Below are 24,219 nucleotides of genomic sequence, written 5' to 3' on the forward strand. Positions count from 1 at the left end.
TCGCTACTCCAGTCCTCACAGAACCGCTATACATTCTATTCTACATGATAACCTAAAATACCTCCAACAAGTACATGATAAATCCTTTATACTATTCCCTCTTGGAATCAAATTAACACGGCTCGAATTATTGAAAAGACTAATAATATTTAAATACGTAAAACATAAAGAAGTGGACATAACTAAAAAAGAGGTGATGACGTTGAAAGAAGCAGAAAAGGAACAATCAAAATCGGAGCAATCAATGTCTTTTAGCAGTTCTGTAGCTGCAACTGGATTTTTTGGTGGCCTCTTTTGGAGTTTTATTGGGTATTTGACGTTTGTTTTTAATTTTTCCCGCATTGGTCCTGCCCTCGTGTTAATGCCCTGGGCTCTTCCGGATTGGAAAAATGGTTGGTTAGGCCAGGTTGTTGGTATTCTGGCGATCGGTGTTTTATCAATCGGGATAGCATTTCTTTACCGCTTGATTTTTGTGAAGATAAATAAGCTTTGGCCAGGAGTTGTTTTTGGTTTTTTATTATGGACATTAGTGTTTGGATTGTTTAATCCGATGTTTCCAGGGTTAAAGCCTTTACAACAAATGGATATTAATACAAAGGTGACGACGCTTTGTTTATACATACTATATGGAGCGTTTATTGGTTATTCTGTTTCTTATGAATACCATGAGCGGACCACACACGAAGGTGAATCTATTCAAAGATGAAAACGTATGGTAGAATGTTCCGTGGAGCATTCTATTTTTCTTGTCTCCAAGAAGAATCCTGTGAGTCACCTGGATGTAAGAGGATGTGAGAAAATCCATGAAGATTCTCGTTTTAAATGGACCTAATTTAAATCAACTCGGCAAGCGAGAGCCAACGGTTTATGGTTCCGGCATACTTAAACAGTTAGAAAACGAGCTTATTGAATACGGAAATGAATATCAAATTTCCATTACAACAGAGCAGTCTAACTATGAAGGCCAGCTAATTGATTGGTTGCACGAATCAGAAACGAAGTTTGACGCTATTGTCATGAATCCCGGGGCATTTACACATTACAGCATTGCAATTCGGGACGCAATTGCTTCGATATCATTGCCGGTTATAGAAGTCCATATTTCAAATGTTCATGCTAGAGAAAACTTTCGACAAGTTTCAGTTACAGCGCCCGTATGTGTAGGGCAAGTTAGTGGCTTTCATTTTGAAGGGTACAAAATGGCAATTGATTATTTTCGAAGGGGGAAACATCATGTCTAGAATTGAAAAACTTAGAGCAAAACTTTCAGAAGAGCAGGTAGATGGATTGTTGATTACAAGTGCAAGCAATCGTCGTTATATGACGAATTTTAGTGGTACAGCCGGGGTTGCACTTATTTCTGAGAAGGAAGCTAAGTTCATTACCGACTTTCGTTATGTGGAGCAGGCAAATGAGCAAGCCCATGGGTACCAAGTGGTCCAGCATACAGCTCCTATTCATGAGGAAGTAGCAAAACAGGCGAAAGCTATGGGCATTGAGAAACTAGGCTTTGAAAAAGATCATGTTACATATGGTACATATGATACATTTAAGAACACGATTGATGGAGAACTCGTTCCGGTGAGTGGATTAATAGAACAATTACGGATGATAAAAGATGAAGGTGAACTACAAACGATTCGTGAAGCCGTAGATAATGCAGATGCCGCTTTTTCTCACATACAAAGCTTTATCCGACCAGGTGTTAAAGAGATTGACGTTTCTAATGAACTGGAGTTCTTTATGCGAAAGCGCGGGGCTGTTTCATCTTCATTTGATATTATTGTGGCATCAGGCGTTCGTTCAGCGCTTCCTCATGGAGTGGCAAGTGACAAGGTTATTGAACGTGGGGAACTAGTTACGCTGGATTTTGGTGCATATTATAAGGGGTATTGTTCAGATATTACACGTACAGTGGCTGTTGGAGAGCCGTCAGAAGAGCTAAAGAAAATTTACAGCACTGTCCTTGAAGCACAGAAAAAAGGAATGGACGGGATCAAAGCTGGTATTACTGGAAAACAAGCTGATGCTTTAACTCGAGATTATATTAAAGAACAAGGCTACGGTGAGTATTTTGGCCATTCAACAGGGCATGGAATGGGGTTAGAAGTTCATGAAGGCCCGGGACTTTCCTTTAAATCTGACACGGTGCTAGAGCCTGGCATGGTAGTAACGGTAGAGCCTGGTATTTATATTGCAGGTGTCGGCGGTACACGTATTGAAGATGATACGATTGTAACAGCTGATGGCAACGAGTGTTTATCAAAGTCCACGAAAGAACTGATTATTTTAGGGGAATAAATTCCCTAAACATACAGGAGGGTTATACGATGATTTCAGTAAACGATTTTAAAACCGGATTAACAATCGAAGTAGATGGTGGGATCTGGCAAGTTATGGATTTCCAACATGTAAAGCCAGGTAAAGGAGCAGCTTTTGTTCGCTCCAAACTTCGTAACCTTCGAAATGGTAATGTACAAGAGAGAACTTTCCGTGCAGGGGAAAAGGTAAGCAAAGCTCATATGGAAAACCGCAAAATGCAGTATTTGTATGCGAGCGGAGATACCCATACATTTATGGACAACCAGTCCTACGAGCAATTGGAACTTCCAACTGAGCAAATTAAAGATCAATTAAATTACTTAAAAGAGAACATGGAAGTTCAAGTGTTAACTTACCATAGTGAAACAATCGGTGTTGATGTGCCGTTAAGCGTGGAGCTAGAGGTAACGGAAACAGAGCCAGGAATTAAAGGAGATACGGCTTCAGGCGGAACGAAACCAGCCACACTTGAAACTGGTTTGACAGTTCAAGTGCCATTTTTCATCAACCAGGGTGATGTGTTAATCATCGACACGCGTAAAGGTGAATACGTTTCAAGAGCATAGTTTGCCAAATACCATATTAACCGTTCATTTATTAAATGAGCGGTTTTTTTGCGTAAAAAATCATCGTATGAGGACGGATCAGCATTTTTAAATCCTTATTAACCTCTCCCTGCTACACGCGACCATTCCACATGTATTTAAGTTCTTCAACACCTTAAGTTCTCAATTGAAGACAAGCTACATACCCATTAACAAGGATATTGCAATGGGGTGTAGTGATGAAAAATTGGATTGCAGGATTGGAAACAGCTGTCATAATCATGGTTTGTTTACGAATATTCTCAGGCTTGGCTGAGCTTACTATTGCTGGGCTCATATTGAAATTTAATAGTGTTGAAAAAGCACTGATTCTTAACGCGTTTCTCGCTATTATTGGACCCACTATACTCATACTTTCGATTGCTATTGGTGTATATGCTTTAGCTGATGAGTTATCACTACGGAAAATTATCCTCATTTTTGCAGGTGTGTTTCTTATTTTATACGGTGTGAAAAGTTAAGTTGAATCGTCATATTCATGCTCTTATTGCATAAATTTTTTATAGAACAAGCATTTATAGTACAACCTCTATTCCAATGAATCGTGAGGTGAAGTCGTGGAACAAATTTTTAAAGTATTGCCGACGTCAATCCGCCAGCATCTGGCCGCCGTTCCAGAAAACATACGGTCAAAAATTGAAGAAGTCAGGGTTCGGATTGGACGTCCGTTAGAGGTCATTACTACTGATCAATCATATCTACTTCCATATCATGAGAAGCGACCTTATCTCGTGACAGAGGAAGATGGAGCGTTTGTTCTTAGTTATTTAAGTCAGCATTCCGTATATCGGCTTGAAGAGGAGCTGAAGCGTGGATATATTACGATTTCCGGGGGCCATCGAGTTGGACTTGCTGGTCGAGTGGTAACGGAGCGAGGTTATGTAAAAGGCATTCGTGATATTGGCTCGTTTAATATTCGAGTTGCTAGACAGTCAAAAGGTGCAGGCATTCCTTATTTATCTGATATCACCCGTAATCAACAGTGGATGCACACACTCATAGTCGGACCACCGAAAACCGGAAAAACAACATTGTTAAGAGATTTAGCGCGTATTGCTAGTGAAGGTGATGTCTCATTCGGAATAAAACCAAAAACCGTTGGCATTGTTGATGAACGCTCTGAACTTGCTGGTTGTGTTATGGGAGTACCACAACACGATTTTGGTACCAAAGTAGATATTCTTGACAGGTGTCCGAAAGCAGAAGGGATGATGATGCTCATACGATCAATGAGTCCTGAGATTATTATTGTAGATGAAATTGGCCGTGCTGAAGATACAGAGGCAATTATGGAGGCTATTCACGCAGGTGTTACTGTGATTGCTACAGTTCATGGCGCGGATTTACAAGACGTGAGGAGCCGGCCGACCCTACGTACACTATTCGAACAAAAAGCCTTTCAAAAAATCATTGAATTAAATCGAAACTCCAGAAAGCAACTCACACCTATAAACGTTAAGAATACAAATCAAACTCAACGTGAACTGAAGGTGAGGGTTAAATGAAGATCTTTGGCATTTTAGTCATCATTATCGCGACTACAGCTATAGGTTGGGAATGGGCAAGAAGGTTGCGCTTGAGAACGAAGCAACTTAAGGATGTCCGAGTAGGACTTGAAGCACTCGAAACTGAAATGGTCTACGGATTAACTCCTCTTTCTGAAGCGTGTGAGCGAGTATCACGACAAGTAAGGAACCCAGTAGGACAGTTGTTTCATCGTTTTGCTCAAGATCTTCAACAAGAGGAAATGCTTGCGTCAGAAGTTTGGCAGCAGACGCTCATCAAAATGAAGAATACGATCGAATTTAAGCAAGGAGAGTGGGATGTTTTACACCAGTTCGGGCAAACGTTAGGACAGCAGGATTTGGAGAATCAGAGGAAGCACCTTCGTCTGGCACTTACTTATCTCGAGCAACAGGAAGCTGACGCCCGTGAACATCAGCGTAAACATGAATCGATGTATAAAAGCTTAGGGTTTTTATGTGGGATCTTAATCGCACTCATCATGCTCTAATCGTGCGAAGAGAGAGGGGATTAACGATGAGTTATGATATTAGCTTAATTTTTCAGATTGCCGGTGTCGGTATTGTTGTAGCCATGATGCACACGGTCTTAAAACAAATGGGCAAAGAGGAAATTGCCCAATGGGTGACATTGATCGCTTTTGTGGTGGTTTTATATATGGTCGCTTCTGTGATTGATGATCTCTTCCAGACGATCCGCAGTGTGTTCCTCTTCCAAGGTTAGGGGGTGGTTGCCATTGAAATTATTCAAATCGTTGGACTCGGTTTAATAGCTACGTTTTTAGCTCTCGTTGTTAAAGAGCAAAAGCCGATGTTCGCATTCCTGCTTACTGTTTTTGTTGGTGTACTCATTTTTATATTCTTAGTAGATAAAATTGCAGAGATCATTGGAATGCTTGAAGAGTTAGCAGGAAATGCAAACATTAATATGGTTTATGTTCAAACGATTTTAAAAATAATCGGGATCGCCTATATTGCAGAATTCGGTGCCCAAATTGCAAAAGACGCAGGTCAGGGCGCCATGGCTTCAAAAATTGAACTCGCCGGCAAGGTGTTGATCATGGTGATGGCAATTCCCATTATATCGGTAATTATCGAGACAGTGCTTGGGTTATTGCCCCAAGCATAAAGGAGGTGGAAATGGGTGAGGGTAAAATGCAACGTTTTCATCAAAATAATCTTAGTATCCATCTTTACCCTCACCTTTCTGCCTGATTTGGTTGCTGCAGAAGAGGGGCAGATAGAAGAAGAACAAATAGAAGAAGTGGTCGACCAGGAACAGTTTGTGGAAAATCAGCTCGAACAGCTTGGAATTGATGATATACGAGAGTTTTGGGACGGGATTAATGAAGACTACGGAGGATTTTTACCCGAAAGTCATAAAGGCTCCCTACTCGAATTTTTACAATCAGACAAGCCCTTTTCTCTCAAAGAGTGGCTTTGGGGATTTATTAAGTTTTTATTTCATGAAGTGATAGCAAATGGGAAATTACTAGGGACGCTGATTTTACTAGCGATATTCAGTATGATTTTAGCCCAGCTTCAGCAAGCCTTTGAAAAACATTCAATTAGCAAAGTGGCCTATGCCATAACCTACATGGTTCTTCTTATCATCGCTTTAAATAGCTTTCATATTACCATTCAATTTACACAGCAAACAATTGAAGCTATGTCGAATTTCATGGTTGCCTTGTTACCCCTTCTTCTCGTTCTCATGGCAAGTATGGGGAGTGTAACGTCCGTGGCTTTGTTTCATCCGATGATTCTATTTCTTGTCCATACGAGCGGGCTGTTTGTACAATATTTTGTTCTCCCGCTATTATTTTTATCAGCTCTGTTAAGTATAGTAAGTACGATGACAGAACATTACAAAGTGACGAAGCTGGCAAATTTTTTACGAAATATTGCCGTTGGGGGTCTTGGTCTTTTCTTGACCGTGTTTTTAGGTGTTATTTCTGTACAGGGAGCAACAGCAGCAGTAGCTGATGGGATTGCTATTCGTACAGCCAAATTTGTCACTGGAAATTTTGTCCCAGTTGTAGGTCGGATGTTTACAGACGCTGCTGATACGGTCATGGGAGCTTCTGTTCTTGTCAAAAATACAGTAGGTGTAGCAGGGCTTGCAGTCCTCCTGCTAATCTGCGTTTTCCCTGCTTTAAAAGTTTTATCGTTAGCCCTTATCTACTCATTTGCTTCAGCTGTCCTCCAGCCCTTAGGGGGGGGGCCGATTATTGAATCATTATCAATAATCGGTAAATCCGTCATTTATGTCTTTGCAGCTTTATCAGCTGTTTGTTTAATGTTTTTCTTAGCGATTACGATCATAATCATTTCAGGCAATCTTTCCTTAATGATGCGCTGACACGAAAAGGGGGCAGACAATGGGGTTTGTAATCGAGTGGGTCACAAATATTATCATGCTGATTCTTTTTGCAGCCATCTTGGAATTGCTTCTGCCAAATTCCAGTTTACAAAGGTATGTAAAGCTTGTTGTAGGCCTCATGGTTTTAATGGTCATGATTCAACCGATTTTATCCGTTTTTAAAACAGATCCTGAAGATTGGTTGACCTCTGTATCTGACTGGGTGGATGGAGATTATTCACAAGAAGAAACTTTACTAGATCAAAAGAAAATGGATATAGAAGAAGGACAGCTTGCATATACTTCTGAACAAGTGGCTGTCCAATTAAAAAGAGAGGTTGCTCCTGAGCTGGAGGAGTATTACGAAATGGTGCCCGCAGCTATAGAGATTGAAATGGCTTCCTATGAGGAAAGCGAACATATTCTTGAAGGGCTCAAATCTGTCAATGTTCACCTTCAACCTGCAAGTGAAGGAGACGAAGACGAGGAGGAGTCAAATGAGATTGTACCGGTTCAGTCAGTAGTCATTAATACAGAATATGAAAAGGATGAAGGTGAAGATTTACCTGAACAAACATTGGACTTCAATAAGGAAGACATTCAGGACTTTTTATCTGCGCAATGGCAAATTCCTAAAGATAAAATACAGCTTTATATGAAGGGGGGAGAAGACCAATGACAGATAAAAAAAACGATAAACAATCATGGATTGATCAATATAAAGAGGTCGGCAAATGGAAAAAGGTCAATGTAAAGTATTTATTTCTGCTTCTTTTCCTTGGAATTGCATTTATGCTAGTCGGCAATATTTTTACATCTGGTGATGACCATAATTCCTTGCAGGTTTCAAATATGGAAGTAGAGGAGGAGAAAGAGAGCGAGTCTGCAGAGCCCGTCTTTAAATCATCGAGATCAGACGGTCCGCTAACGATGGGTGAGTACGAGGAACTCTATGAATCTCAGCTAAAAAAGTCGTTAGAACAAATGATAGGTGTATCCGATGTTACCGTAATCGTCAATTTGGCTGAAACAGAAAGACAAATATATCAAACAAATGTGAATACAAAAGAGCAACATACAGACGAGACTGATCGCGAAGGGGGAAAACGAAAAGTCGAAGATGTAACCAAGGATGAGGAAGTAGTCATTATCCGTAGTGGAGACAAAGAGGAGCCATTGCTTCAAAACGTAGAAAAGCCTAGTGTGCGAGGGGTTTTAGTTGTTGCAAAGGGGGTGGATAACATTCAAGTGAAAACATCGGTTGTCGAAGCGGTCAGCCGAGTACTGGATGTACCATCTCACCGGGTATCGGTGATGCCCAAAAAACCTGAGGGGGAATCGTAAATGGTATTAAAACGTCAAACAGTCTGGTTACTTACTATGTTAAGTTTGATTATTGTACTGTCGGTTTATTACATCAATATCAATAACCAGGATTTTGCAAGCTTGCCGGAGGATCTAGAAGATGGTGAGGAAGTGTCATCTGTTGAAACGGAAGAAGACGACGAAGTTGATTTAGAGGAGCAGCTTCAAAATGATGAAAATGTGACTTTTATTGAAATTGAGAATGCGGAAGACATGATGGCTGAAAGTTCCGAGTTTGGAAATATTAATACTGATGAAATGTTTGATACAATTCGCCTGCAACGTCAAGACGCTCGGGGGAAAATACGTGAGGACTATGCAGAAGTTGTAGCTTCAGCCGATGCCTCAGCGGATGTCCAAAGCGAGGCATACGACGGAATGGAATCTTTACACACGATGGCTCAAAAAGAAGAAATGCTTGAAACATTAATTAAAGCAAAAGGGTATGAAGATGCCCTTGTCATTACAGAAGAAGACCAAGTTCGCGTTTATGTAAAAGCGGAAGAACTATCAAAAGAGGAAGCTGTCCAGATTAATAATATGGCCTTTGAAGAATTGGGCGTCACAAACATTCGGGTAGGCTATCAATCTAATTAAATTGATACAGTATGGAAGCAGAGAGACTAGCCTCTGCTTCCATTTTAGTGTGAACATCTTCTTTTAGTATTTAATGATGAATTTCTTTTCTGTAAGTGGTATAATTACGACTTGGAAATGCTAACATGATGAAGAAGCGGTTAATACATACTTGATTGAAAAAAAAGGGAGAGATCCAAATGGAATGGTCTGACTTAACAGAAGGCGCCAAAGCCGTCCTTGAGCAAACAAGAAATATTAAAAATGATAAAATCCAAATCGTGGAGTTTGATGTTGGTTTTACTCAAGATAGTGAAACAGCTGGAAATATGGATCCAATTTCTATTCAAGAAGAAGATTACCAAAGCTTGAAGCAGTTTACACAAGACAATGAATATGGCGAGAAGTATCACATGGCTCGTAATAAAAATACTGTGAAAATTATTCTTTTGGAAAAAGGGAAGATTCCCGATAATCTGTCTGAAATTCCTGTATTCCGGGAGTATAAGGTGGAACAATAACCTTCTTCAACTCGAAGAAGGTTTTTCTCACCCTTCCAAAAAAAGTGTTAAATAGGCTTGCTTTTAAATATTGATTTTCGTGACAACGCTTACAATAACTCGTGCTTTTCTTTACATTTAATAAGAAAACACTTTCCAATTACGTGAAAGTAATGTAGCATAAATTTAGGACTTGCTCATAAGACATGACACGAAAACATGGAATTTTCTAACTTAATTATTTATTCTATTTTTTATCTAACGACAAGATATGATTGAAACAAGGAGTGTAATGACATGTTAAAGATTCAGGAAATTCGCGAATTAATTAAACTTATCGATCAATCTAGTATTAATGAATTTAAGTATGAACAAAATGGTGAAAAAGTTACGATGCGTAAACAAGTAAAAAGCGAAGCAACACAAACGGTCGTGAGAGAAGTGCCTCAATCAGTTCCTCAGGCCCAACAAGTTCCGCAAAAAGACCCTGTTCAAACGGTTAGTCAAACCGAAGTTCAGGCTACCCAATCTAATGAGCAAGTTAAATCGAGTGATCAAACAGAAACGAATAGAGAGGGCTTACATACGATAACATCACCAATGGTAGGAACATTCTATGAAGCGCCTTCACCTGATTCTTCTGCTTACGTGAATGAAGGCGACAAAGTGAAGGTTGACAGTGTTGTATGTATTGTTGAAGCGATGAAGCTGATGAACGAGATAGAAGCTGAAGTGAAAGGTGAAATTGTGGAAGTTCTCGTTGAAAATGGTCAGCTGGTCGAATATGGTCAAGAACTCTTCTTGGTTAAGCCTGAGTAAGGGATGGATAACATGATAAGAAAAGTATTAGTTGCAAACAGAGGAGAAATTGCTGTACGGATTATTCGTGCGTGTAAGGAGTTAGGTGTTGAAACGGTAGCTGTATTTTCTGAAGCAGATCGGGATGCGCTTCACGTACGAATGGCTGACGAAGCCTATTGTATTGGACCCACTTCGTCCACAGATAGTTATTTAAACTTCACAAACATAATGAGTGTAGCTACATTAACAGAAGTGGACGGTATTCACCCAGGTTACGGGTTCTTAGCCGAGAATGCGGACTTTGCTGAGATTTGTTCTGCTTGTAATATCACTTTTATAGGACCTAGTCCTGAAGCCATTAGTCAAATGGGCACAAAAGATGTAGCGCGCAAAACAATGAAAAAAGCCGGTGTCCCCGTTGTTCCAGGTTCACAGGGGATTATTGAAAACATCGAAGAAGGTGTTCGCGTAGCAGAAGGGATTGGCTATCCAGTCATTATTAAAGCTACTGCCGGCGGGGGCGGAAAGGGCATTCGAGTTGCAAAAGATGAACAAGAACTGCGTAAAGGGATTTCTGTGACTCAAAAAGAAGCCCAAGCAAATTTTGGGAACCCGGGCGTTTATCTTGAGAAGTATATTGAAAATTTCCGTCACGTTGAAATTCAAGTCTTAGCTGATACCCATGGAAACGTCATTCACCTTGGTGAGCGTGACTGTTCAATCCAGCGCCGTCTTCAAAAGCTTGTTGAAGAAACACCGTCTCCTGCAATTACAAAGGAAAAGCGAGCTGAAATGGGTGAAGCTGCAGTAAGAGCTGCTGAAGCGGTAGATTACGTTGGCGCTGGAACTGTTGAATTCATTTTCGACCATCAAACCGGTGACTTTTATTTTATGGAAATGAATACACGAATTCAGGTGGAACATCCCGTGACAGAAATGGTCACTGGGATCGACTTAATAAAAGAGCAAATTTTAGTTGCGTCAGGTGTGGAGCTCTCTTATACTCAAGAGGAAGTCACTTTTAAAGGGTGGTCTATTGAGTGCCGGATCAACGCAGAAAACCCTGACAAAAATTTCATGCCTTCTCCAGGTAAAATTGATGTGTATTTACCACCAGGAGGGTTTGGTGTAAGAGTTGATAGTGCAGCATTCCCTGGTTATACGATTAGTCCTTTCTATGATTCCATGATTGCAAAAGTCATTACCTATGGGGAGACAAGGGAAGAAGCGGTCTCCCGTATGAAAAGGGCACTTAGTGAGTTTGTAATCGAAGGCATTGATACAACGATACCGTTCCATTTAAGACTCATGAGTCATGAAGTGTTTATGAGTGGTGATTTTAACACGAAGTTTTTGGAACAATATCCGTTAAAGCCAGAAAGTGATGAAGGATAAGGGCAAGGAGGACGAAGATCATGAAAGATAACCACCTGATTGATATGTCAGAGGATAATTTGGATTTAGGTAAGGTTGAAATTTCTCCTGAAGTAATTGAAGTTATTGCAGGCCTTGCAGCTTCAGAAATTGACGGTGTTGCTACGATGCGCGGTAACTTTGCTTCAGGTGTAGCGGAGCGTCTAGGGCGTAAAGCGAGCCACGGAAAAGGGGTTAAAGTAGATCTTCAAGAGGACGGAATTACGGTTGAAGTATACGTAACCACCAATTATGGTGCTTCCATTCCTGATGTCTGTAAAAAAGTCCAGGAGAACATTTATCAAACATTGAAAAGTATGACTGCCATTGAACTTTCGGGCGTTAATGTACACGTTGTAGGTGTTCAACTTGAGGTAGAAAAAAAAGAGGAACCAGTGAATAAAGAACAATAATAGTTTGAGTTCAAAAGGAGCAGAAATGAGCCGAGTAAGTCGAGGCGTCCCGCAATTTTTGAACATCTTCTAATAAATTCAACATAAGAAAAACCAAAGAGGCGACGCCTTCTTTGGTTTTTTCACGTAAAGATAAGGGTGTAGAGAGTAAAAAAAAGAGGAATCCTTTTAGAAGTGAAGGAGCTAATTTTTCCTTAGTGTGTAATGACACACTCAGATATGCTATATTTGAAAAGAGCATGTTAGCAAAAGAAAACGGCACGAAATAATAAAGGAGACGTAACAAATGAATCGAAGAATTGCACGGATTAAAGCAGTCCAATCGTTATATCAAGTAGATATGACAGACGTAGATAGAGATGAAGCAATCATGGCTGTATTAGAAGATGGGGAGGAAATGTCGTCTTTCCTAAAGGTTTTAGTCCACGGAACGCTCGATCACTTAATGGAGATCGATGCATATGTAGAAAAGGCGATGGACCATTGGTCGCTCAGTCGAATTGCCAATGTAAACCGGGCGATTCTAAGAATGGCCGTTTATGAGATGAAGTGGGAGAAAGAAATCCCGGTTAATGTCAGCCTAAATGAGGCCATTGATTTAGCTAAAGGTTTTAGTGGAGAGGAGGAATCTGGCCGCTTTGTGAACGGAGTTCTTTCAAATGTAGCAAAAGAGTTTGAGTAGGGAGAATAGCTATAGTTTTTTTAAAAGGTTTTTATCATATGGCTGTTGATTTACGACGAAAGCACCTTGTTGGACGCTCAAAATAAACAAAGCCTACGTAAAGAGTCCTATGAGATAAGCCATTAAAAACACATTACAGGGGGAGATACTATATGTTTGCTGAACTTATTTCTGGTAAGGAACTTGCGCAACGAAAGCGTATTGAGATGAAGGAAGAAACTAAGCTTTTAAAACAAGATGGGATTACGCCAGGGTTAGCGGTGATTTTGGTAGGGGAAGACCCTGCATCTCAATCATATGTCAAAGGTAAGCAAAGAGCATGTGAAGAAGTAGGGATTCATTCGGAGTTGGATAAACTTCCTGTTGATACAACGGAAGAAGAACTTTTACACAAGGTTACAGCTTTAAACGAAGCCGAACATATTCACGGGATTTTAGTTCAACTACCTCTACCGGATCATATTTCTGAAAAAGCTGTAATTGATGCGATTTTACCTGAAAAGGATGTAGATGGCTTTCATCCGATTAACATCGGCAGAATGATGGTCGGGCAAGAAAGCTTCCTCCCTTGCACACCTTTTGGTATTGTAGAAATGATCAAATCGAAAAGGATACCTATTGAAGGAAAGCACGTTGTAATAATTGGCAGAAGTAATATTGTTGGTAAACCTGTCGGGCAACTACTCTTAAATGAACATGCCACAGTGACTTATTGTCATTCAAGAACGAAAAACATGAAAGAGATAACGAAACAAGCTGATATTTTAATTGTGGCGGTCGGACGTGAAGAAATGGTTGGTGAGGAGTTTATTAAGCCTGGTGCTGTTGTCATTGATGTAGGTGTCAACCGAAATAGTGAAGGAAAATTAGTCGGTGACGTGAAATTTGATGAAGCAAAAAAAGTAGCATCTTATCTCACGCCTGTACCAGGTGGCGTCGGTCCGATGACAATTACGATGCTTTTACATAATACGGTTGAGTCAGCTAAAAGAAGAGAGAAATAAGGGGATTTTAACATGGAGCGTGACTTCTTATCAGTGTCTGGGCTTACTAGGCATATAAAACGCGTGATCGACGATGAACCCTTTTTACAAAATGTATGGATTCGAGCGGAAATTTCAAACTTTAAGAAGCATAGCCGTGGACACATGTATTTTACACTTAAAGATGATCATTCCCGCATTCAGTCTGTCATGTTCGCAGGGAATAACCGGTACTTGAAGTTTTTACCTGAAAACGGAATGAACGTTCTTGTCCGTGGTGATGTAAGTGTATATGAGCCTTACGGACAGTACCAATTTTACGCAAAGGAAATGCAGCCTGATGGCATCGGTAATTTGTATTTAGCATATGAAGAATTGAAAAAGAAACTGAGTGCGAGAGGTTATTTTGAAGAAGAGCGTAAAAAAACAATACCCGTTGTTCCAGTTTCTATTGCCGTTATTACATCGAGAACTGGTGCGGCTGTTAGAGACATTCTTACTACAATTAAACGCCGTTTCCCTTTTGTTCGAATTACTTTGTTGCCCGTTCTCGTACAAGGACCACACGCAGCACCATCGATTGCTAGGGCGATTCAGCAGGCAGGAGAAGCCGGGGGCTTTGATGTGATGATTATTGGACGAGGTGGTGGCTCTATTGAAGAGCTTTGGGCATTCAATGAAGAAGAAGTTGCCGAAGCAATTTTTCGAAGTTCTGTTCCTATTATTTCTGCAGTTGGTCACGAAACAGATATCACGATTAGTGATTTTGTAGCTGATTTGCGTGCGCCAACCCCTACTGCAGCTGCAGAACTTGCGGTACCTGATCACCGTGAATTAAGAGAACGGGTCACTCAGTTAAAGTTAAGGCTTACTCGCTATACAACAGAACGAATTCAAGCTACAAAAGACCGCCTGGATCGTATTAATCAATCGTATGCATTCCGCTATCCAGGAAAGTTAGTAGAACAAAAGGAACAAGAGCTTGATCGACTCATAGAGTTGCTGCAAAAAGAGACGAAGCGGCTTCTTATTCGAAAAAAGGAAACTTTTCAATATACGAACAAAGCATTACAACAATTTCATCCTAAAAACAGAGTTGCTGAGGAAAAGCAGACTTTTGAAGCAACAAAAGATCGCTTTTCAAAAGCGATGCTTTCTTATCAAAAAGAAAAACAACAAGCTTTCCAAACCCTTCTTTATAAACTGGATGTGCTAAGCCCTCTTAGAATGATGGAGAGGGGATATAGCCTTGCCTATAAAGGTGAGAATGAATTAATTAAACATGCTGATCAAGTTGACAAAGGAGAATCACTTCATATTCAACTACAAGATGGACGGCTATATTGTGAAGTGACAGGCCAAGACGATACTGGTATTGAAAAAGTTGAAAGAGGTGACCGGGATGAGTGAAGAAAAAGAACCGCAAACATTTGAAGGCGCAATGGAGCAATTAGAAGGGGTTGTAGATAAACTCGAAGAAGGGGATGTCCCTTTGGAAGAAGCCATCCAAATGTTTCAACAAGGAATGGCTCTTTCAAAATACTGTCATGAACGTCTGCAAAAAGTAGAGAAACAAATGGATCAGATTTTAAATGAAGATGGAGAAACCGAACATTTAGACATTGAGGAGGAAACTGGAGAGTGAATGAAACGGCATTGGATCTGTTTTTAACGGAGCAAATCACAGAAATTGAACGTCGTCTCCCTCTCCATCTCAATTCTATTAAAGCCCCTCGTGTATTAAAAGATGCCATGAATTATTCCCTTCAAGCAGGGGGGAAGCGCCTCCGTCCTGCTTTATTATTAGCTACTTTAAAGGGATATGGAGTAAGTTTGGAAAGAGGTTACGATACGGCTTGTGCAGTAGAAATGATTCATACTTATTCATTAATTCACGATGATTTACCCCCAATGGATAACGATGATATGCGCAGAGGTAAACCGACCAATCACAACGTATTCGGAGAAGCAATGGCGATCTTAGCAGGAGATGCTTTGCTTACATACAGTTTCGAAGTGATCAGTAACAGTCGTCATTTAACCGATGTTGACAAGGCGATGCTAGTTTTACTTCTTTCAAAGTCAGCGGGACCGAGTGGAATGGTAGGAGGTCAGGTTGCTGATATGGAAGGAGAGAATCGGAGTCTCTCAATCGAAGAGCTAGAATATATCCACGATCATAAAACAGGAGAATTGCTTTCTTTCTCCATTGAAGCTGGTTCTTTAATAGCCGGAGCTGGAAAAGAAGATCAAGCGATGCTCCGTGCGTTTGCAAGAGATTTAGGCTTGGCCTTTCAAATTAAGGATGATATCCTGGATATTGAAGGCGATAATGAGAAAATCGGCAAGCCGCTTGGCAGTGATAAAGAGAATGAAAAAAGTACCTATCCTAAATTACTTGGTTTGGCAGGTGCGAAAGATAAACTGGATTGGCATATCAACAGAGCAAAAGCATATTTATATAAAACAGAAAAAGATCACTTTCTTCTTCATGAGCTGACCGATTACATCGCTAAACGGACATATTAACGAAATGAGATCATTACCAACATAGGAAAACCTTGTTTTTCTTGCTAAGGGTTGCTCATTGTCTTTGAAAATCGTATCATGGTATACTATAGATGACCGGGTGATGCAGTATTCTAGTCGGTCCTCCATTTTCGAAAGCGGGCCTAAAAATCCGCTAAAGGGCACATCGATGAAGTTCCTAGCTTTGGCTTGAGGCGCCCAGCCTTGGGTCAATGCTGGGAGTAAAGGCTGTAGGGCGATCCACAATGGCATGTGGGCGAGGACCCTGCAGCCGCGGAGGCCTTCCGTTGTGGTTTCCCTACCCGGGGAATACTATGGCGAAGGGTATGAACCTGCTTTGCAAGTTTCGGGAACTTGTGAGCAGCGTAGCCTGCCTTGAGTGGACTGCGAGGGGATTATGGATACTAGGATTGTATACTGGTATCATCATATGAAAGCGCGTCTGCAAAAGAGGATAGAAAATGAGAAAGGACTGCCGAGGAAAACTCCTAGACTGTTCCACTGGACATTTGAAGAGGATTATAGTGCGTACTAAGTGGTAATCCAGTCTGGCGTATGGTGACAACGCCAAGGCGGGTTTAAAGGGAAACCGCCATGGCGGCGACGCCAAGGTATCCGTTTGGGAAAACCTACTGGACCTAAGGCGCAGTTTTTACTCTTTAAGTGACCACTCGGATACATAATTGTTTGAAAATGAAGGATCATAAGAATCTTGACTTCTCTTACTCTACTTGGATAGGATCGATGATGTATACATGAAGGAATCTGTTAGACAATCATTACATTGGAGCTGGATTATTGCCGTTATCACCTTGGTGCTAGCGGCTATTTTTGCGATTATATCGACCTCGGTTTTAAGTGGGGTTGTGTGGGGAGTCGGAATGATTATTGTCTTTATCATCGTCCTCCTTGGGGTATTTTTTGATACAATCGGTGTTGCTGCAACAGCCGCAAACGAAAAACCTTTCCACGCCATGGCTGCAGAAAAATTGCCGGGAGCTAAACAAGCTGTACAAATTACTCGAAATGCAGACAAGTTTGCAAACTTTTGTAATGATGTGATCGGAGATATTGCAGGAATCATTAGTGGTACAGCCTCTGCATATGTCGTGCTTCAGTTGTCTATTCAACTTGGTCATGGTGATGGTTCAACCATGCAATTCATTATTTCTGTTATTTTTACTAGTATTGTGGCAGCCTTAACAGTAGGTGGAAAATCTGTAGGAAAAACCCTAGCGATTGAATATTCCACACCAATCATCTATCATGTGGGTAGATTATTTTATTTTTTAGAGGTAAAATTGAAAATAACAATTTTTAATGGCAATAAACAGAAAAAGGGCAAGAAGAAAAACAAACGAAAGTGAGGGTTTTTCTTGGATTTAGTAAAAATTAAAGACCCTGAATTCCTAAAAGATTATAGTAATGATGAGCTTGAAAAATTTGCTCAGACCATCCGTAATTTTCTCATTGAGAACTTATCAGTTACAGGAGGACACTTAGGTCCCAACCTAGGTGTAGTAGAGCTGACCTTAACGCTTCATCAGCTGTTTGAAAGCCCTAAGGATAAGTTTTTGTGGGATGTCGGACATCAGGCGTACGTTCATAAAATTTTGACTGGAAGAGCAGATCAGTTTGACACATTGAGGCAGTATAAAGGGCTGTGTGGATTCCCGAAACGCTCGGAAAGCAAGCATGATGTTTGGGAAACAGGTCATAGTTCCACGTCTTTATCTGCAGCAATGGGAATGGCTGTTGCAAGAGATTTAAAGAAGACAGATGAAAATATCGTAGCGGTCATTGGTGACGGGGCATTAACCGGCGGAATGGCACTAGAAGCATTAAACCATATCGGGCATGAGCAAACAGACCTCATTGTCGTATTAAATGATAATGAAATGTCAATAGCCCCGAACGTGGGTGCTCTGCACAGTGTTTTAGGCAGAATGCGAACAGCGGGTAAGTATCAAAAAGCAAAAGAAGAGCTTGAAATGTTAATTAAGCGAATCCCTGCATTTGGTGGACGTTTGGCTGCCACGGCTGAACGAGTGAAAGATAGTTTGAAATACTTACTTGTGTCCGGTATGTTTTTTGAAGAAATGGGCTTTACCTATTTAGGTCCAGTAGACGGTCATGATCTTGAAGATCTTCAAGAAAACATGAAATATGCAAAAAAAACTAAAGGACCTGTACTCGTTCATGTTATTACGAAAAAAGGAAAAGGTTATGAGCCAGCAGAACTTGATGCTAAAGGTACTTGGCATGGTTTGGGACCCTATAAAATTGAATCTGGGGAAGTGGTGAAGAAGCCGGGACCTCCAGGATACAGTGCTGTGTTTGCTAACACACTTAAAAAAATCGCCAAACAAGATGAACGTGTAGTGGCCATTACAGCAGCAATGCCGGGTGGAACAAAACTCGATGAATTTGCGAAGGATTTTCCTGACCGAATGTTTGATGTTGGGATTGCAGAACAGCATGCAACTACGATGAGTGCTGGACTAGCCACTCAAGGGTTAAAGCCGGTTTTTGCTGTCTATTCCACTTTCTTGCAACGTGGATATGATCAGTTGGTTCATGACGTGTGCCGTCAAAACCTTAATGTTTTCTTTGCTATTGATCGTGCAGGTCTTGTAGGTGCTGACGGAGAAACTCACCAAGGTGTTTTTGATATTTCATACTTACGTCACTTACCAAATATGAAAATTCTTATGGCAAAAGATGAAAATGAACTACAGCACCTTGTCTATACTGCTGTTTCTCATGATGATGGTCCAATTGCAATCCGTTACCCACGAGGAAATGGATATGGAGTAAAAATGGATGAAGATTTCAAACAACTGCCGATTGGGAAGTGGGAAACACTAAAAAATGGACAAGATTTAACGATTCTAACATTTGGGACGATGATTCCGGTTGCTATGGATGCCGCTGAAAGGCTCGAATCTGAAGGAATTAATGTAGAAGTTATTAATGCGAGGTCGATTAAGCCTTTAGATGAAGGCATGCTGCGTGAATTGGCGATGAAAAACCGTCCTATATTAACACTTGAAGAACACGCTTTACTAGGTGGGTTCGGAAGCGCTGTCATTGAGCACTTCCATGAACAACAATTCCATTCCGTGACAGTTGAAAGAATGGGTATTCCTGATTATTATATTGAACACGGCAGTGTACCTGAATTGTGGGAAGAGATTGGCCTGACTTCGGCAAATGTGGCCGACCGTGTCATTGAGATCCTTCCAAGAAAGAAACAAAGAGCTTAGTATCGGAGAGAACAAATGAACAAGGAAAAGAAGGAACGTCTGGATATTCTACTGGTAGACAAAGGCTTAATAGAAACGAGAGAAAAGGCAAAGCGAACGATCATGGCTGGTCTGGTTCTGGTGGATGGAGAACGGATCGATAAACCTGGTACGAAAGTAAAATCCGCATGTGAAATTGAGTTAAAAGGTCAGTCCCTTCCTTATGTAAGTCGGGGAGGATTAAAGCTTGAAGGCGCCATTAAGTCCTTTAATCTCGATCTCGATACTAAAGTTGTTATTGATATCGGCTCCTCCACAGGAGGCTTTACAGATTGCGCCCTACAAAATGGTGCCCGGAAAGTTTATGCCGTCGATGTAGGATATAATCAGTTAGCCTGGAAGCTTAGGCAGGACGAGCGTGTAGTTGTAATGGAACGGACGAATTTTCGCTACGCTAAACCTGAAGACTTTACTGAAGGGTTACCTGAATTTGCTACGATTGATGTATCCTTCATTTCCCTCCGCTTAATTTTACCGCCTCTTAAAGCGATTTTAGCAAAAGGCGGAGAAGTCTCTGCACTGGTGAAGCCCCAGTTTGAGGCTGGCCGTGAAGAAGTTGGTAAGAAGGGGATTATTCGTGACGCAGGTGTTCATGAAAAAGTCATTCAAGATATGGTTCACTTTACTGAGTCATTAGGATTTTTAGTGCACAGCGTCATCCCATCGCCCATTCGAGGAGGAGAAGGAAACATTGAATTTTTGATGCACCTTCAGTCACTCGAAACAGAGGAAGCTTCATCTTCCCTTTTTAATAAAGATATAAAAGGAATTGTAGAAGAAGCCCATCAGCTAAGAAAAAAGGAATAATGGTTAATTGGAGGCATCTCATTTGTTGTCTCCTTTTTGTTCGTGTATAGATGAAAGATGTTTGTAACCTTGGTTAAATTCATATAAGATACATATAGATGAGTTTTTATAACTATTGAATTTAAAGTATATTTATGAACACTGATGTGAAATGACGGAGGAGTAAGTATGAATAAAGGGCAGCGCCATATTAAAATACGAGAAATTATTACGAATAATGAAGTTGAAACACAAGACGATCTCGTTGCATATCTGCGTAGTGCGGGATTTAATGTGACTCAGGCTACTGTAAGCAGGGATATTAAAGAATTGCATCTCGTGAAGGTGCCGATGATGGACGGCCGATACAAGTATAGCCTTCCAGCAGACCAGCGTTTTAATCCGTTGCAAAAACTTAAAAGAGCGTTAATGGACAGTTTTGTTTCCGTCGATTATTCAAGTAACATGATTGTAATGAAAACGTTACCGGGAAATGCAAATGCTGTTGGGGCTCTTATAGATAACCTGGATTGGAATGAAGTATTAGGAACGATTTGCGGGGATGATACAATTTTAATTATATGCCGGCAAGAGGGCGATACAGAGCCTGTCAGTGACCGGTTTTTAGAAATGCTATAAAGATTTTGCACACGCACTATAAGGTGTAAACTTTGGTTTATAAAGGACGTGTTTGCCTTTGTTAGTAGATTTATCAATTCGAAATTTTGCGATTATTGATCACGTAAATGTTCCTTTTGAAGAAGGGTTAACAGTTCTAACTGGAGAGACAGGAGCGGGGAAGTCGATTATTATCGATGCAATTGGCCTGTTAATTGGTGGGAGAGGATCAGTTGAATTTGTCCGACATGGTAGTAAGCGGGCTGAGATAGAAGGATTATTCTCCGTCGAAGCGAGTCATGATATTTATCCATTATTAAACGATTTAGGTATAGAACCTACTGAAGATGACACAGTCGTAATACGCCGAGAAATAACAAGCCAAGGAAAAAGTATTTGCCGGATCAATGGTAAATTGGTTACGCTTGCAAGCTTACGGCAAGTTGGCCAATTACTTGTCGACATTCACGGTCAACACGAACATCAGCAGTTGCTTCAAGTAGACAAGCATTTGTTTTTGCTAGACCGTTATGCTGAACATGAAATTTATGAAGCAAAACAAGAGTACCGCGCGTTATTTGATCGTTATACAAAAACAAAAAAGAAGTTCTCACAACTGACTGAAAATGAGCAGCAAATGGCCCAAAGGCTCGATTTAATTCAATATCAATTAGAAGAAATTGAAAAGGCACAGCTTCAACCTGATGAGGACGTGTTTCTATCAGAAGAGAAACAAAGGTTAGGGAATAGTGAACAACTATACCAGCGAGTTCACGACAGTCATCAGGCTTTGTATGGAGAAAATAAAGGGCTAGAATGGATCATGGTTGCCCTAAATCAAATGGAAGAAGCTTCAGAGCTTGATGAAGGATTAAAAAAAATTCATGAAAACATCACCAACTGTTACTACTTATTAGAGGAAACAGCTTTTTCATTAAGGGATTATGTGGAAAGTATCGAATTTAATCCGGAAAGGTTAAATGATATCGAAGCCAGGCTTAGCGAATTAAACACATTGAAGCGTAAGTATGGTGAAAATGTCAATGACGTCATGGAATATGCTTCTAAGATAGAAGAAGAGGTTGAAACCCTTGAAAACAAAGAGGAGCATTTACAAAAATGGGCTGAGGAGCTAGAGGCTATTCAAAAGGATTTATCTGTCGAGGCTAAACATGTCTCAAAACTTCGCAAGCAGGAAGCTTCGAAGCTAACGGATGAAATCCAGCGTCAACTTAAAGAACTTTACATGGAAAAAACAAAATTTGAAGTGACCTTTCATGACCGTCTAGAAAAAGTATTTACGAAAGATGGCTATGACCATGTTGAATTTATGGTCGCAACAAATCAAGGGGAGCCTTTAAAACCACTCGTCAAAGTAGCTTCGGGTGGAGAAATTTCAAGAATTATTTTAGCATTAAAAACGATTCTTGCCGGACATGAAGGTGTAACCTCACTAATATTTGATGAAGTTGACACTGGTGTAAGCGGCAGGGTAGCCCAAGCGATTGCTCAAAAAATTCATCACATCTCCGCTGGTTCACAAGTGTTATGTATTACTCATCTTCCTCAAGTTGCAGCGATGGCAGATACTCATTTGTTCATTGCAAAAGGGGAAAAAGAAGGTCGAGTGACGACAGAGGTAACGCCACTTACCGAGCGACAAAAAGTTGAGGAAGTGGGACGGATGATTTCTGGAGTTGAGATGACGGACTTAACTAGAAAGCATGCTGAAGAGCTTCTCGTCCAGGCTGAAGAAATGAAGAGTACGAATATCTCATAAAAATTCTTATATGACGATGTTCAAAAAGCTGCTAAAAATTAGCTGTCGTAAAATATGGTCTCCTGTTAAACACCGCCTCGATACACTTCTCTTTTTATGCTCCTTATTGAATACGCACAATATGTTAAACTTTAAACGAGTTAATCAAAGCTAACCACAAAAATGGTTAGCTTTTTATTTTAGCATTTTACACAGATATTGGAGAGAACATCAAAAACCCCTATATAACGGCATTTCATAGGTGGTTTTCTATATCTTCCTGTTATAAATGATCTTTTTCAAGGCTACATTATAGATACAGCCATGATGCAGGTGCAGGTCGGGAGCGAGGAGAGTGAAAATGATTGAAAAAAGGATTAGTAAAAAAAGCCGTTGGGGCGATTCTCCTTGTGTTGCTGTTCAGCGCTGCATTTTATCCTCCAATTCAACAATATGTTGACACACCGGCAGATATCTTATTCTTTCAAGGACAAGACTTTGCAGTGCCGGCTTCACTAAGTGTATTGGAGTCGGATGAGACAGATGAAACAGTTCGTGTCTTCTCTCAAGAAGACCAAACAACAATAGCAGGTGTGAAGCCCGGTAACACAAAAGTACAGTTGGGGGTGGCCGGTTTTCCATTAAAAACGATGGATGTTACAGTCTTGCCTGAGAAAAAAATTATCCCAGGTGGTCAATCCATTGGGGTAAGGGTTCACACGGAAGGCGTATTAGTTGTCGGTCATCACTTAATCGATACAGAAGAGGGAACTGATTCGCCTGGAGAAAATGCTGGAATAGAAGTTGGAGATATGATCACAAAGATGGACGGTATAGAGATTAAAGATATGAGCGATATTTCGTCCATTGTCCAAAATGCAGGGGAAAACAAAACGCCAATTAAGCTTGAGGTAAAACGAGGAGAAAAAACGTTGAATCGAGAACTATCACCTAAGCAGGCAAAAGGTGAACAGTCATACCGACTCGGGTTGTATATTCGAGATTCAGCAGCTGGAGTAGGTACATTAACGTTTTATGATCCAGATACAAAAAAATATGGTGCACTAGGCCATGTCATTTCAGATATGGACACGAAGCAGCCGATTCATGTTAATGATGGTGAGATTCTTACCTCTCGAGTCACTTCAATTGATAAAGGACTAAATGGTGAACCGGGAGAAAAGCTTGCTCGTTTTTCCAATGACCGAAAAATCCTTGGTGACATTAAAAAAAATAGTTCGTTTGGCATTTTTGGCAAATTAAATGCCTCGATCGAGAATGGAAAATGGGATGAGCCGATGGAAATTGGGTTGTCTCATCAAGTGAAAGAAGGACCAGCAGAAATTTTAACTGTTGTGGAAGGGGAAGAGGTCAAAAAGTTTGATATTGAAATCGTCAGTAGTACAGTTCAGAAATTTCCTGCAACAAAAGGGATGGTTATTAAAGTAACTGATCCAGAATTGTTAGACGCTACCGGTGGGATTGTTCAGGGAATGAGTGGGAGCCCGATTATCCAAGACAACCGAGTCGTCGGAGCTATAACTCATGTATTTGTGAATGACCCGACTTCCGGATATGCCTGTCACATTGAATGGATGCTTGAGGAGGCAGGAGTAGACATTTATAATGATTCAAAACAAGCAGAGGCGAGCTGATCGACAGCCGCCTTTTTTGTAA

General features: G+C 40.6%; 28 protein-coding genes. All 28 read left to right on the forward strand.

Annotated elements, in window-relative coordinates; all coding sequences use genetic code 11:
- The first annotated feature begins 196 nt into the window (after nucleotides 1–196).
- The gene (locus CDZ94_RS01075; RefSeq protein WP_096434700.1) at nucleotides 197–706 is read left to right on the forward strand and encodes a YqhR family membrane protein; all 510 of its coding nucleotides are present in this window, start codon (nucleotides 197–199) and stop codon (nucleotides 704–706) included.
- Between the two features lie 97 nt (nucleotides 707–803).
- The gene (gene aroQ, locus CDZ94_RS01080) at nucleotides 804–1,241 is read left to right on the forward strand and encodes a type II 3-dehydroquinate dehydratase (protein WP_096434701.1); all 438 of its coding nucleotides are present in this window, start codon (nucleotides 804–806) and stop codon (nucleotides 1,239–1,241) included.
- Nucleotides 1,234–2,301, forward strand: a complete 1,068-nt coding sequence (locus CDZ94_RS01085; RefSeq protein ID WP_096434702.1) for a M24 family metallopeptidase — start codon at nucleotides 1,234–1,236, stop codon at nucleotides 2,299–2,301. The genes aroQ and CDZ94_RS01085 overlap by 8 nt, the downstream gene beginning before the upstream one ends.
- Nucleotides 2,302–2,330: 29 nt before the next feature.
- On the forward strand, nucleotides 2,331–2,888 hold the full coding sequence (gene efp / locus CDZ94_RS01090; RefSeq protein ID WP_096434703.1) for an elongation factor P: 558 nt from the start codon (nucleotides 2,331–2,333) through the stop codon (nucleotides 2,886–2,888).
- 218 nt (nucleotides 2,889–3,106) lie between these two features.
- On the forward strand, nucleotides 3,107–3,388 hold the full coding sequence (locus CDZ94_RS01095) for a YqhV family protein (RefSeq protein ID WP_096434704.1): 282 nt from the start codon (nucleotides 3,107–3,109) through the stop codon (nucleotides 3,386–3,388).
- Nucleotides 3,389–3,484: 96 nt separating this feature from the next.
- Nucleotides 3,485–4,432: a stage III sporulation protein AA gene (gene spoIIIAA, locus CDZ94_RS01100; RefSeq protein ID WP_096434705.1), complete on the forward strand. Its 948-nt coding sequence runs from the start codon at nucleotides 3,485–3,487 to the stop codon at nucleotides 4,430–4,432.
- The gene (gene spoIIIAB / locus CDZ94_RS01105; protein ID WP_096434706.1) at nucleotides 4,429–4,941 is read left to right on the forward strand and encodes a stage III sporulation protein SpoIIIAB; all 513 of its coding nucleotides are present in this window, start codon (nucleotides 4,429–4,431) and stop codon (nucleotides 4,939–4,941) included. The genes spoIIIAA and spoIIIAB overlap by 4 nt, the downstream gene beginning before the upstream one ends.
- A 26-nt stretch (nucleotides 4,942–4,967) precedes the next feature.
- Nucleotides 4,968–5,174 (forward strand): stage III sporulation protein AC, encoded by a 207-nt coding sequence (gene spoIIIAC / locus CDZ94_RS01110; RefSeq protein WP_096434707.1) that lies wholly within the window; start codon nucleotides 4,968–4,970, stop codon nucleotides 5,172–5,174.
- A gap of 12 nt (nucleotides 5,175–5,186) precedes the next feature.
- Nucleotides 5,187–5,579, forward strand: coding sequence for a stage III sporulation protein AD (spoIIIAD, locus tag CDZ94_RS01115; RefSeq protein WP_096440492.1), 393 nt, complete (start codon nucleotides 5,187–5,189; stop codon nucleotides 5,577–5,579).
- Between the two features lie 15 nt (nucleotides 5,580–5,594).
- Nucleotides 5,595–6,812 (forward strand): stage III sporulation protein AE, encoded by a 1,218-nt coding sequence (spoIIIAE, locus tag CDZ94_RS01120; protein WP_096434708.1) that lies wholly within the window; start codon nucleotides 5,595–5,597, stop codon nucleotides 6,810–6,812.
- A gap of 19 nt (nucleotides 6,813–6,831) precedes the next feature.
- On the forward strand, nucleotides 6,832–7,491 hold the full coding sequence (gene spoIIIAF / locus CDZ94_RS01125) for a stage III sporulation protein AF (RefSeq protein WP_096434709.1): 660 nt from the start codon (nucleotides 6,832–6,834) through the stop codon (nucleotides 7,489–7,491).
- Nucleotides 7,488–8,156, forward strand: coding sequence for a stage III sporulation protein AG (gene spoIIIAG, locus CDZ94_RS01130; RefSeq protein WP_096434710.1), 669 nt, complete (start codon nucleotides 7,488–7,490; stop codon nucleotides 8,154–8,156). The genes spoIIIAF and spoIIIAG overlap by 4 nt, the downstream gene beginning before the upstream one ends.
- On the forward strand, nucleotides 8,157–8,774 hold the full coding sequence (locus tag CDZ94_RS01135; protein WP_096434711.1) for a SpoIIIAH-like family protein: 618 nt from the start codon (nucleotides 8,157–8,159) through the stop codon (nucleotides 8,772–8,774).
- 179 nt (nucleotides 8,775–8,953) lie between these two features.
- On the forward strand, nucleotides 8,954–9,274 hold the full coding sequence (locus tag CDZ94_RS01140) for a hypothetical protein (RefSeq protein ID WP_096434712.1): 321 nt from the start codon (nucleotides 8,954–8,956) through the stop codon (nucleotides 9,272–9,274).
- Between the two features lie 276 nt (nucleotides 9,275–9,550).
- Nucleotides 9,551–10,072 (forward strand): acetyl-CoA carboxylase biotin carboxyl carrier protein, encoded by a 522-nt coding sequence (accB, locus tag CDZ94_RS01145; protein ID WP_096434713.1) that lies wholly within the window; start codon nucleotides 9,551–9,553, stop codon nucleotides 10,070–10,072.
- Nucleotides 10,073–10,084: 12 nt separating this feature from the next.
- Nucleotides 10,085–11,449: an acetyl-CoA carboxylase biotin carboxylase subunit gene (gene accC, locus CDZ94_RS01150; RefSeq protein ID WP_096434714.1), complete on the forward strand. Its 1,365-nt coding sequence runs from the start codon at nucleotides 10,085–10,087 to the stop codon at nucleotides 11,447–11,449.
- Between the two features lie 20 nt (nucleotides 11,450–11,469).
- Nucleotides 11,470–11,880, forward strand: coding sequence for an Asp23/Gls24 family envelope stress response protein (locus CDZ94_RS01155; protein WP_157812006.1), 411 nt, complete (start codon nucleotides 11,470–11,472; stop codon nucleotides 11,878–11,880).
- 286 nt (nucleotides 11,881–12,166) lie between these two features.
- Nucleotides 12,167–12,562, forward strand: coding sequence for a transcription antitermination factor NusB (gene nusB, locus CDZ94_RS01160; protein ID WP_096434716.1), 396 nt, complete (start codon nucleotides 12,167–12,169; stop codon nucleotides 12,560–12,562).
- Nucleotides 12,563–12,714: 152 nt separating this feature from the next.
- Complete coding sequence (gene folD / locus CDZ94_RS01165; protein WP_096434717.1) at nucleotides 12,715–13,566, forward strand: bifunctional methylenetetrahydrofolate dehydrogenase/methenyltetrahydrofolate cyclohydrolase FolD; 852 nt, start codon at nucleotides 12,715–12,717, stop codon at nucleotides 13,564–13,566.
- A gap of 12 nt (nucleotides 13,567–13,578) precedes the next feature.
- Entirely contained in the window at nucleotides 13,579–14,955 is a 1,377-nt protein-coding gene (gene xseA, locus CDZ94_RS01170; RefSeq protein WP_096434718.1) for an exodeoxyribonuclease VII large subunit, read from the forward strand.
- Nucleotides 14,948–15,190, forward strand: a complete 243-nt coding sequence (xseB, locus tag CDZ94_RS01175; RefSeq protein ID WP_096434719.1) for an exodeoxyribonuclease VII small subunit — start codon at nucleotides 14,948–14,950, stop codon at nucleotides 15,188–15,190. Before xseA ends, xseB begins: the two co-directional genes overlap by 8 nt.
- Complete coding sequence (locus CDZ94_RS01180) at nucleotides 15,187–16,074, forward strand: polyprenyl synthetase family protein (protein ID WP_096434720.1); 888 nt, start codon at nucleotides 15,187–15,189, stop codon at nucleotides 16,072–16,074. Before xseB ends, CDZ94_RS01180 begins: the two co-directional genes overlap by 4 nt.
- Before the next feature lie 755 nt (nucleotides 16,075–16,829).
- Nucleotides 16,830–17,441 carry a hypothetical protein gene (locus CDZ94_RS01185; protein WP_096434721.1) on the forward strand — a complete coding sequence of 204 codons (612 nt, stop codon included), beginning with the start codon at nucleotides 16,830–16,832 and terminating at the stop codon, nucleotides 17,439–17,441.
- Nucleotides 17,442–17,450: 9 nt separating this feature from the next.
- Entirely contained in the window at nucleotides 17,451–19,340 is a 1,890-nt protein-coding gene (gene dxs / locus CDZ94_RS01190) for a 1-deoxy-D-xylulose-5-phosphate synthase (protein ID WP_096434722.1), read from the forward strand.
- A gap of 15 nt (nucleotides 19,341–19,355) precedes the next feature.
- Entirely contained in the window at nucleotides 19,356–20,186 is an 831-nt protein-coding gene (locus CDZ94_RS01195) for a TlyA family RNA methyltransferase (protein WP_096434723.1), read from the forward strand.
- Nucleotides 20,187–20,354: 168 nt separating this feature from the next.
- On the forward strand, nucleotides 20,355–20,804 hold the full coding sequence (gene ahrC, locus CDZ94_RS01200; protein ID WP_096434724.1) for a transcriptional regulator AhrC/ArgR: 450 nt from the start codon (nucleotides 20,355–20,357) through the stop codon (nucleotides 20,802–20,804).
- Between the two features lie 58 nt (nucleotides 20,805–20,862).
- Complete coding sequence (gene recN, locus CDZ94_RS01205) at nucleotides 20,863–22,563, forward strand: DNA repair protein RecN (RefSeq protein WP_096434725.1); 1,701 nt, start codon at nucleotides 20,863–20,865, stop codon at nucleotides 22,561–22,563.
- Nucleotides 22,564–22,907: 344 nt separating this feature from the next.
- Nucleotides 22,908–24,197, forward strand: a complete 1,290-nt coding sequence (spoIVB, locus tag CDZ94_RS01210; RefSeq protein WP_096434726.1) for a SpoIVB peptidase — start codon at nucleotides 22,908–22,910, stop codon at nucleotides 24,195–24,197.
- The last annotated feature ends 22 nt before the right edge of the window (nucleotides 24,198–24,219 follow it).

The organism is Alteribacter populi (assembly GCF_002352765.1).
Lineage (GTDB): Bacteria > Bacillota > Bacilli > Bacillales > Salisediminibacteriaceae > Alteribacter > Alteribacter populi.

Coding starts and splice junctions, on each gene's coding strand:
- CDZ94_RS01075 (WP_096434700.1), top strand. CDS start 197: ATGACGTTGAAAGAAGCAGAAAAGGAACAATCAAAATCGGAGCAATCA.
- aroQ (WP_096434701.1), top strand. CDS start 804: ATGAAGATTCTCGTTTTAAATGGACCTAATTTAAATCAACTCGGCAAG.
- CDZ94_RS01085 (WP_096434702.1), top strand. CDS start 1,234: ATGTCTAGAATTGAAAAACTTAGAGCAAAACTTTCAGAAGAGCAGGTA.
- efp (WP_096434703.1), top strand. CDS start 2,331: ATGATTTCAGTAAACGATTTTAAAACCGGATTAACAATCGAAGTAGAT.
- CDZ94_RS01095 (WP_096434704.1), top strand. CDS start 3,107: ATGAAAAATTGGATTGCAGGATTGGAAACAGCTGTCATAATCATGGTT.
- spoIIIAB (WP_096434706.1), top strand. CDS start 4,429: ATGAAGATCTTTGGCATTTTAGTCATCATTATCGCGACTACAGCTATA.
- spoIIIAC (WP_096434707.1), top strand. CDS start 4,968: ATGAGTTATGATATTAGCTTAATTTTTCAGATTGCCGGTGTCGGTATT.
- spoIIIAF (WP_096434709.1), top strand. CDS start 6,832: ATGGGGTTTGTAATCGAGTGGGTCACAAATATTATCATGCTGATTCTT.
- spoIIIAG (WP_096434710.1), top strand. CDS start 7,488: ATGACAGATAAAAAAAACGATAAACAATCATGGATTGATCAATATAAA.
- CDZ94_RS01135 (WP_096434711.1), top strand. CDS start 8,157: ATGGTATTAAAACGTCAAACAGTCTGGTTACTTACTATGTTAAGTTTG.
- CDZ94_RS01140 (WP_096434712.1), top strand. CDS start 8,954: ATGGAATGGTCTGACTTAACAGAAGGCGCCAAAGCCGTCCTTGAGCAA.
- accB (WP_096434713.1), top strand. CDS start 9,551: ATGTTAAAGATTCAGGAAATTCGCGAATTAATTAAACTTATCGATCAA.
- accC (WP_096434714.1), top strand. CDS start 10,085: ATGATAAGAAAAGTATTAGTTGCAAACAGAGGAGAAATTGCTGTACGG.
- CDZ94_RS01155 (WP_157812006.1), top strand. CDS start 11,470: ATGAAAGATAACCACCTGATTGATATGTCAGAGGATAATTTGGATTTA.
- nusB (WP_096434716.1), top strand. CDS start 12,167: ATGAATCGAAGAATTGCACGGATTAAAGCAGTCCAATCGTTATATCAA.
- folD (WP_096434717.1), top strand. CDS start 12,715: ATGTTTGCTGAACTTATTTCTGGTAAGGAACTTGCGCAACGAAAGCGT.
- xseA (WP_096434718.1), top strand. CDS start 13,579: ATGGAGCGTGACTTCTTATCAGTGTCTGGGCTTACTAGGCATATAAAA.
- xseB (WP_096434719.1), top strand. CDS start 14,948: ATGAGTGAAGAAAAAGAACCGCAAACATTTGAAGGCGCAATGGAGCAA.
- CDZ94_RS01185 (WP_096434721.1), top strand. CDS start 16,830: ATGAAGGAATCTGTTAGACAATCATTACATTGGAGCTGGATTATTGCC.
- CDZ94_RS01195 (WP_096434723.1), top strand. CDS start 19,356: ATGAACAAGGAAAAGAAGGAACGTCTGGATATTCTACTGGTAGACAAA.
- ahrC (WP_096434724.1), top strand. CDS start 20,355: ATGAATAAAGGGCAGCGCCATATTAAAATACGAGAAATTATTACGAAT.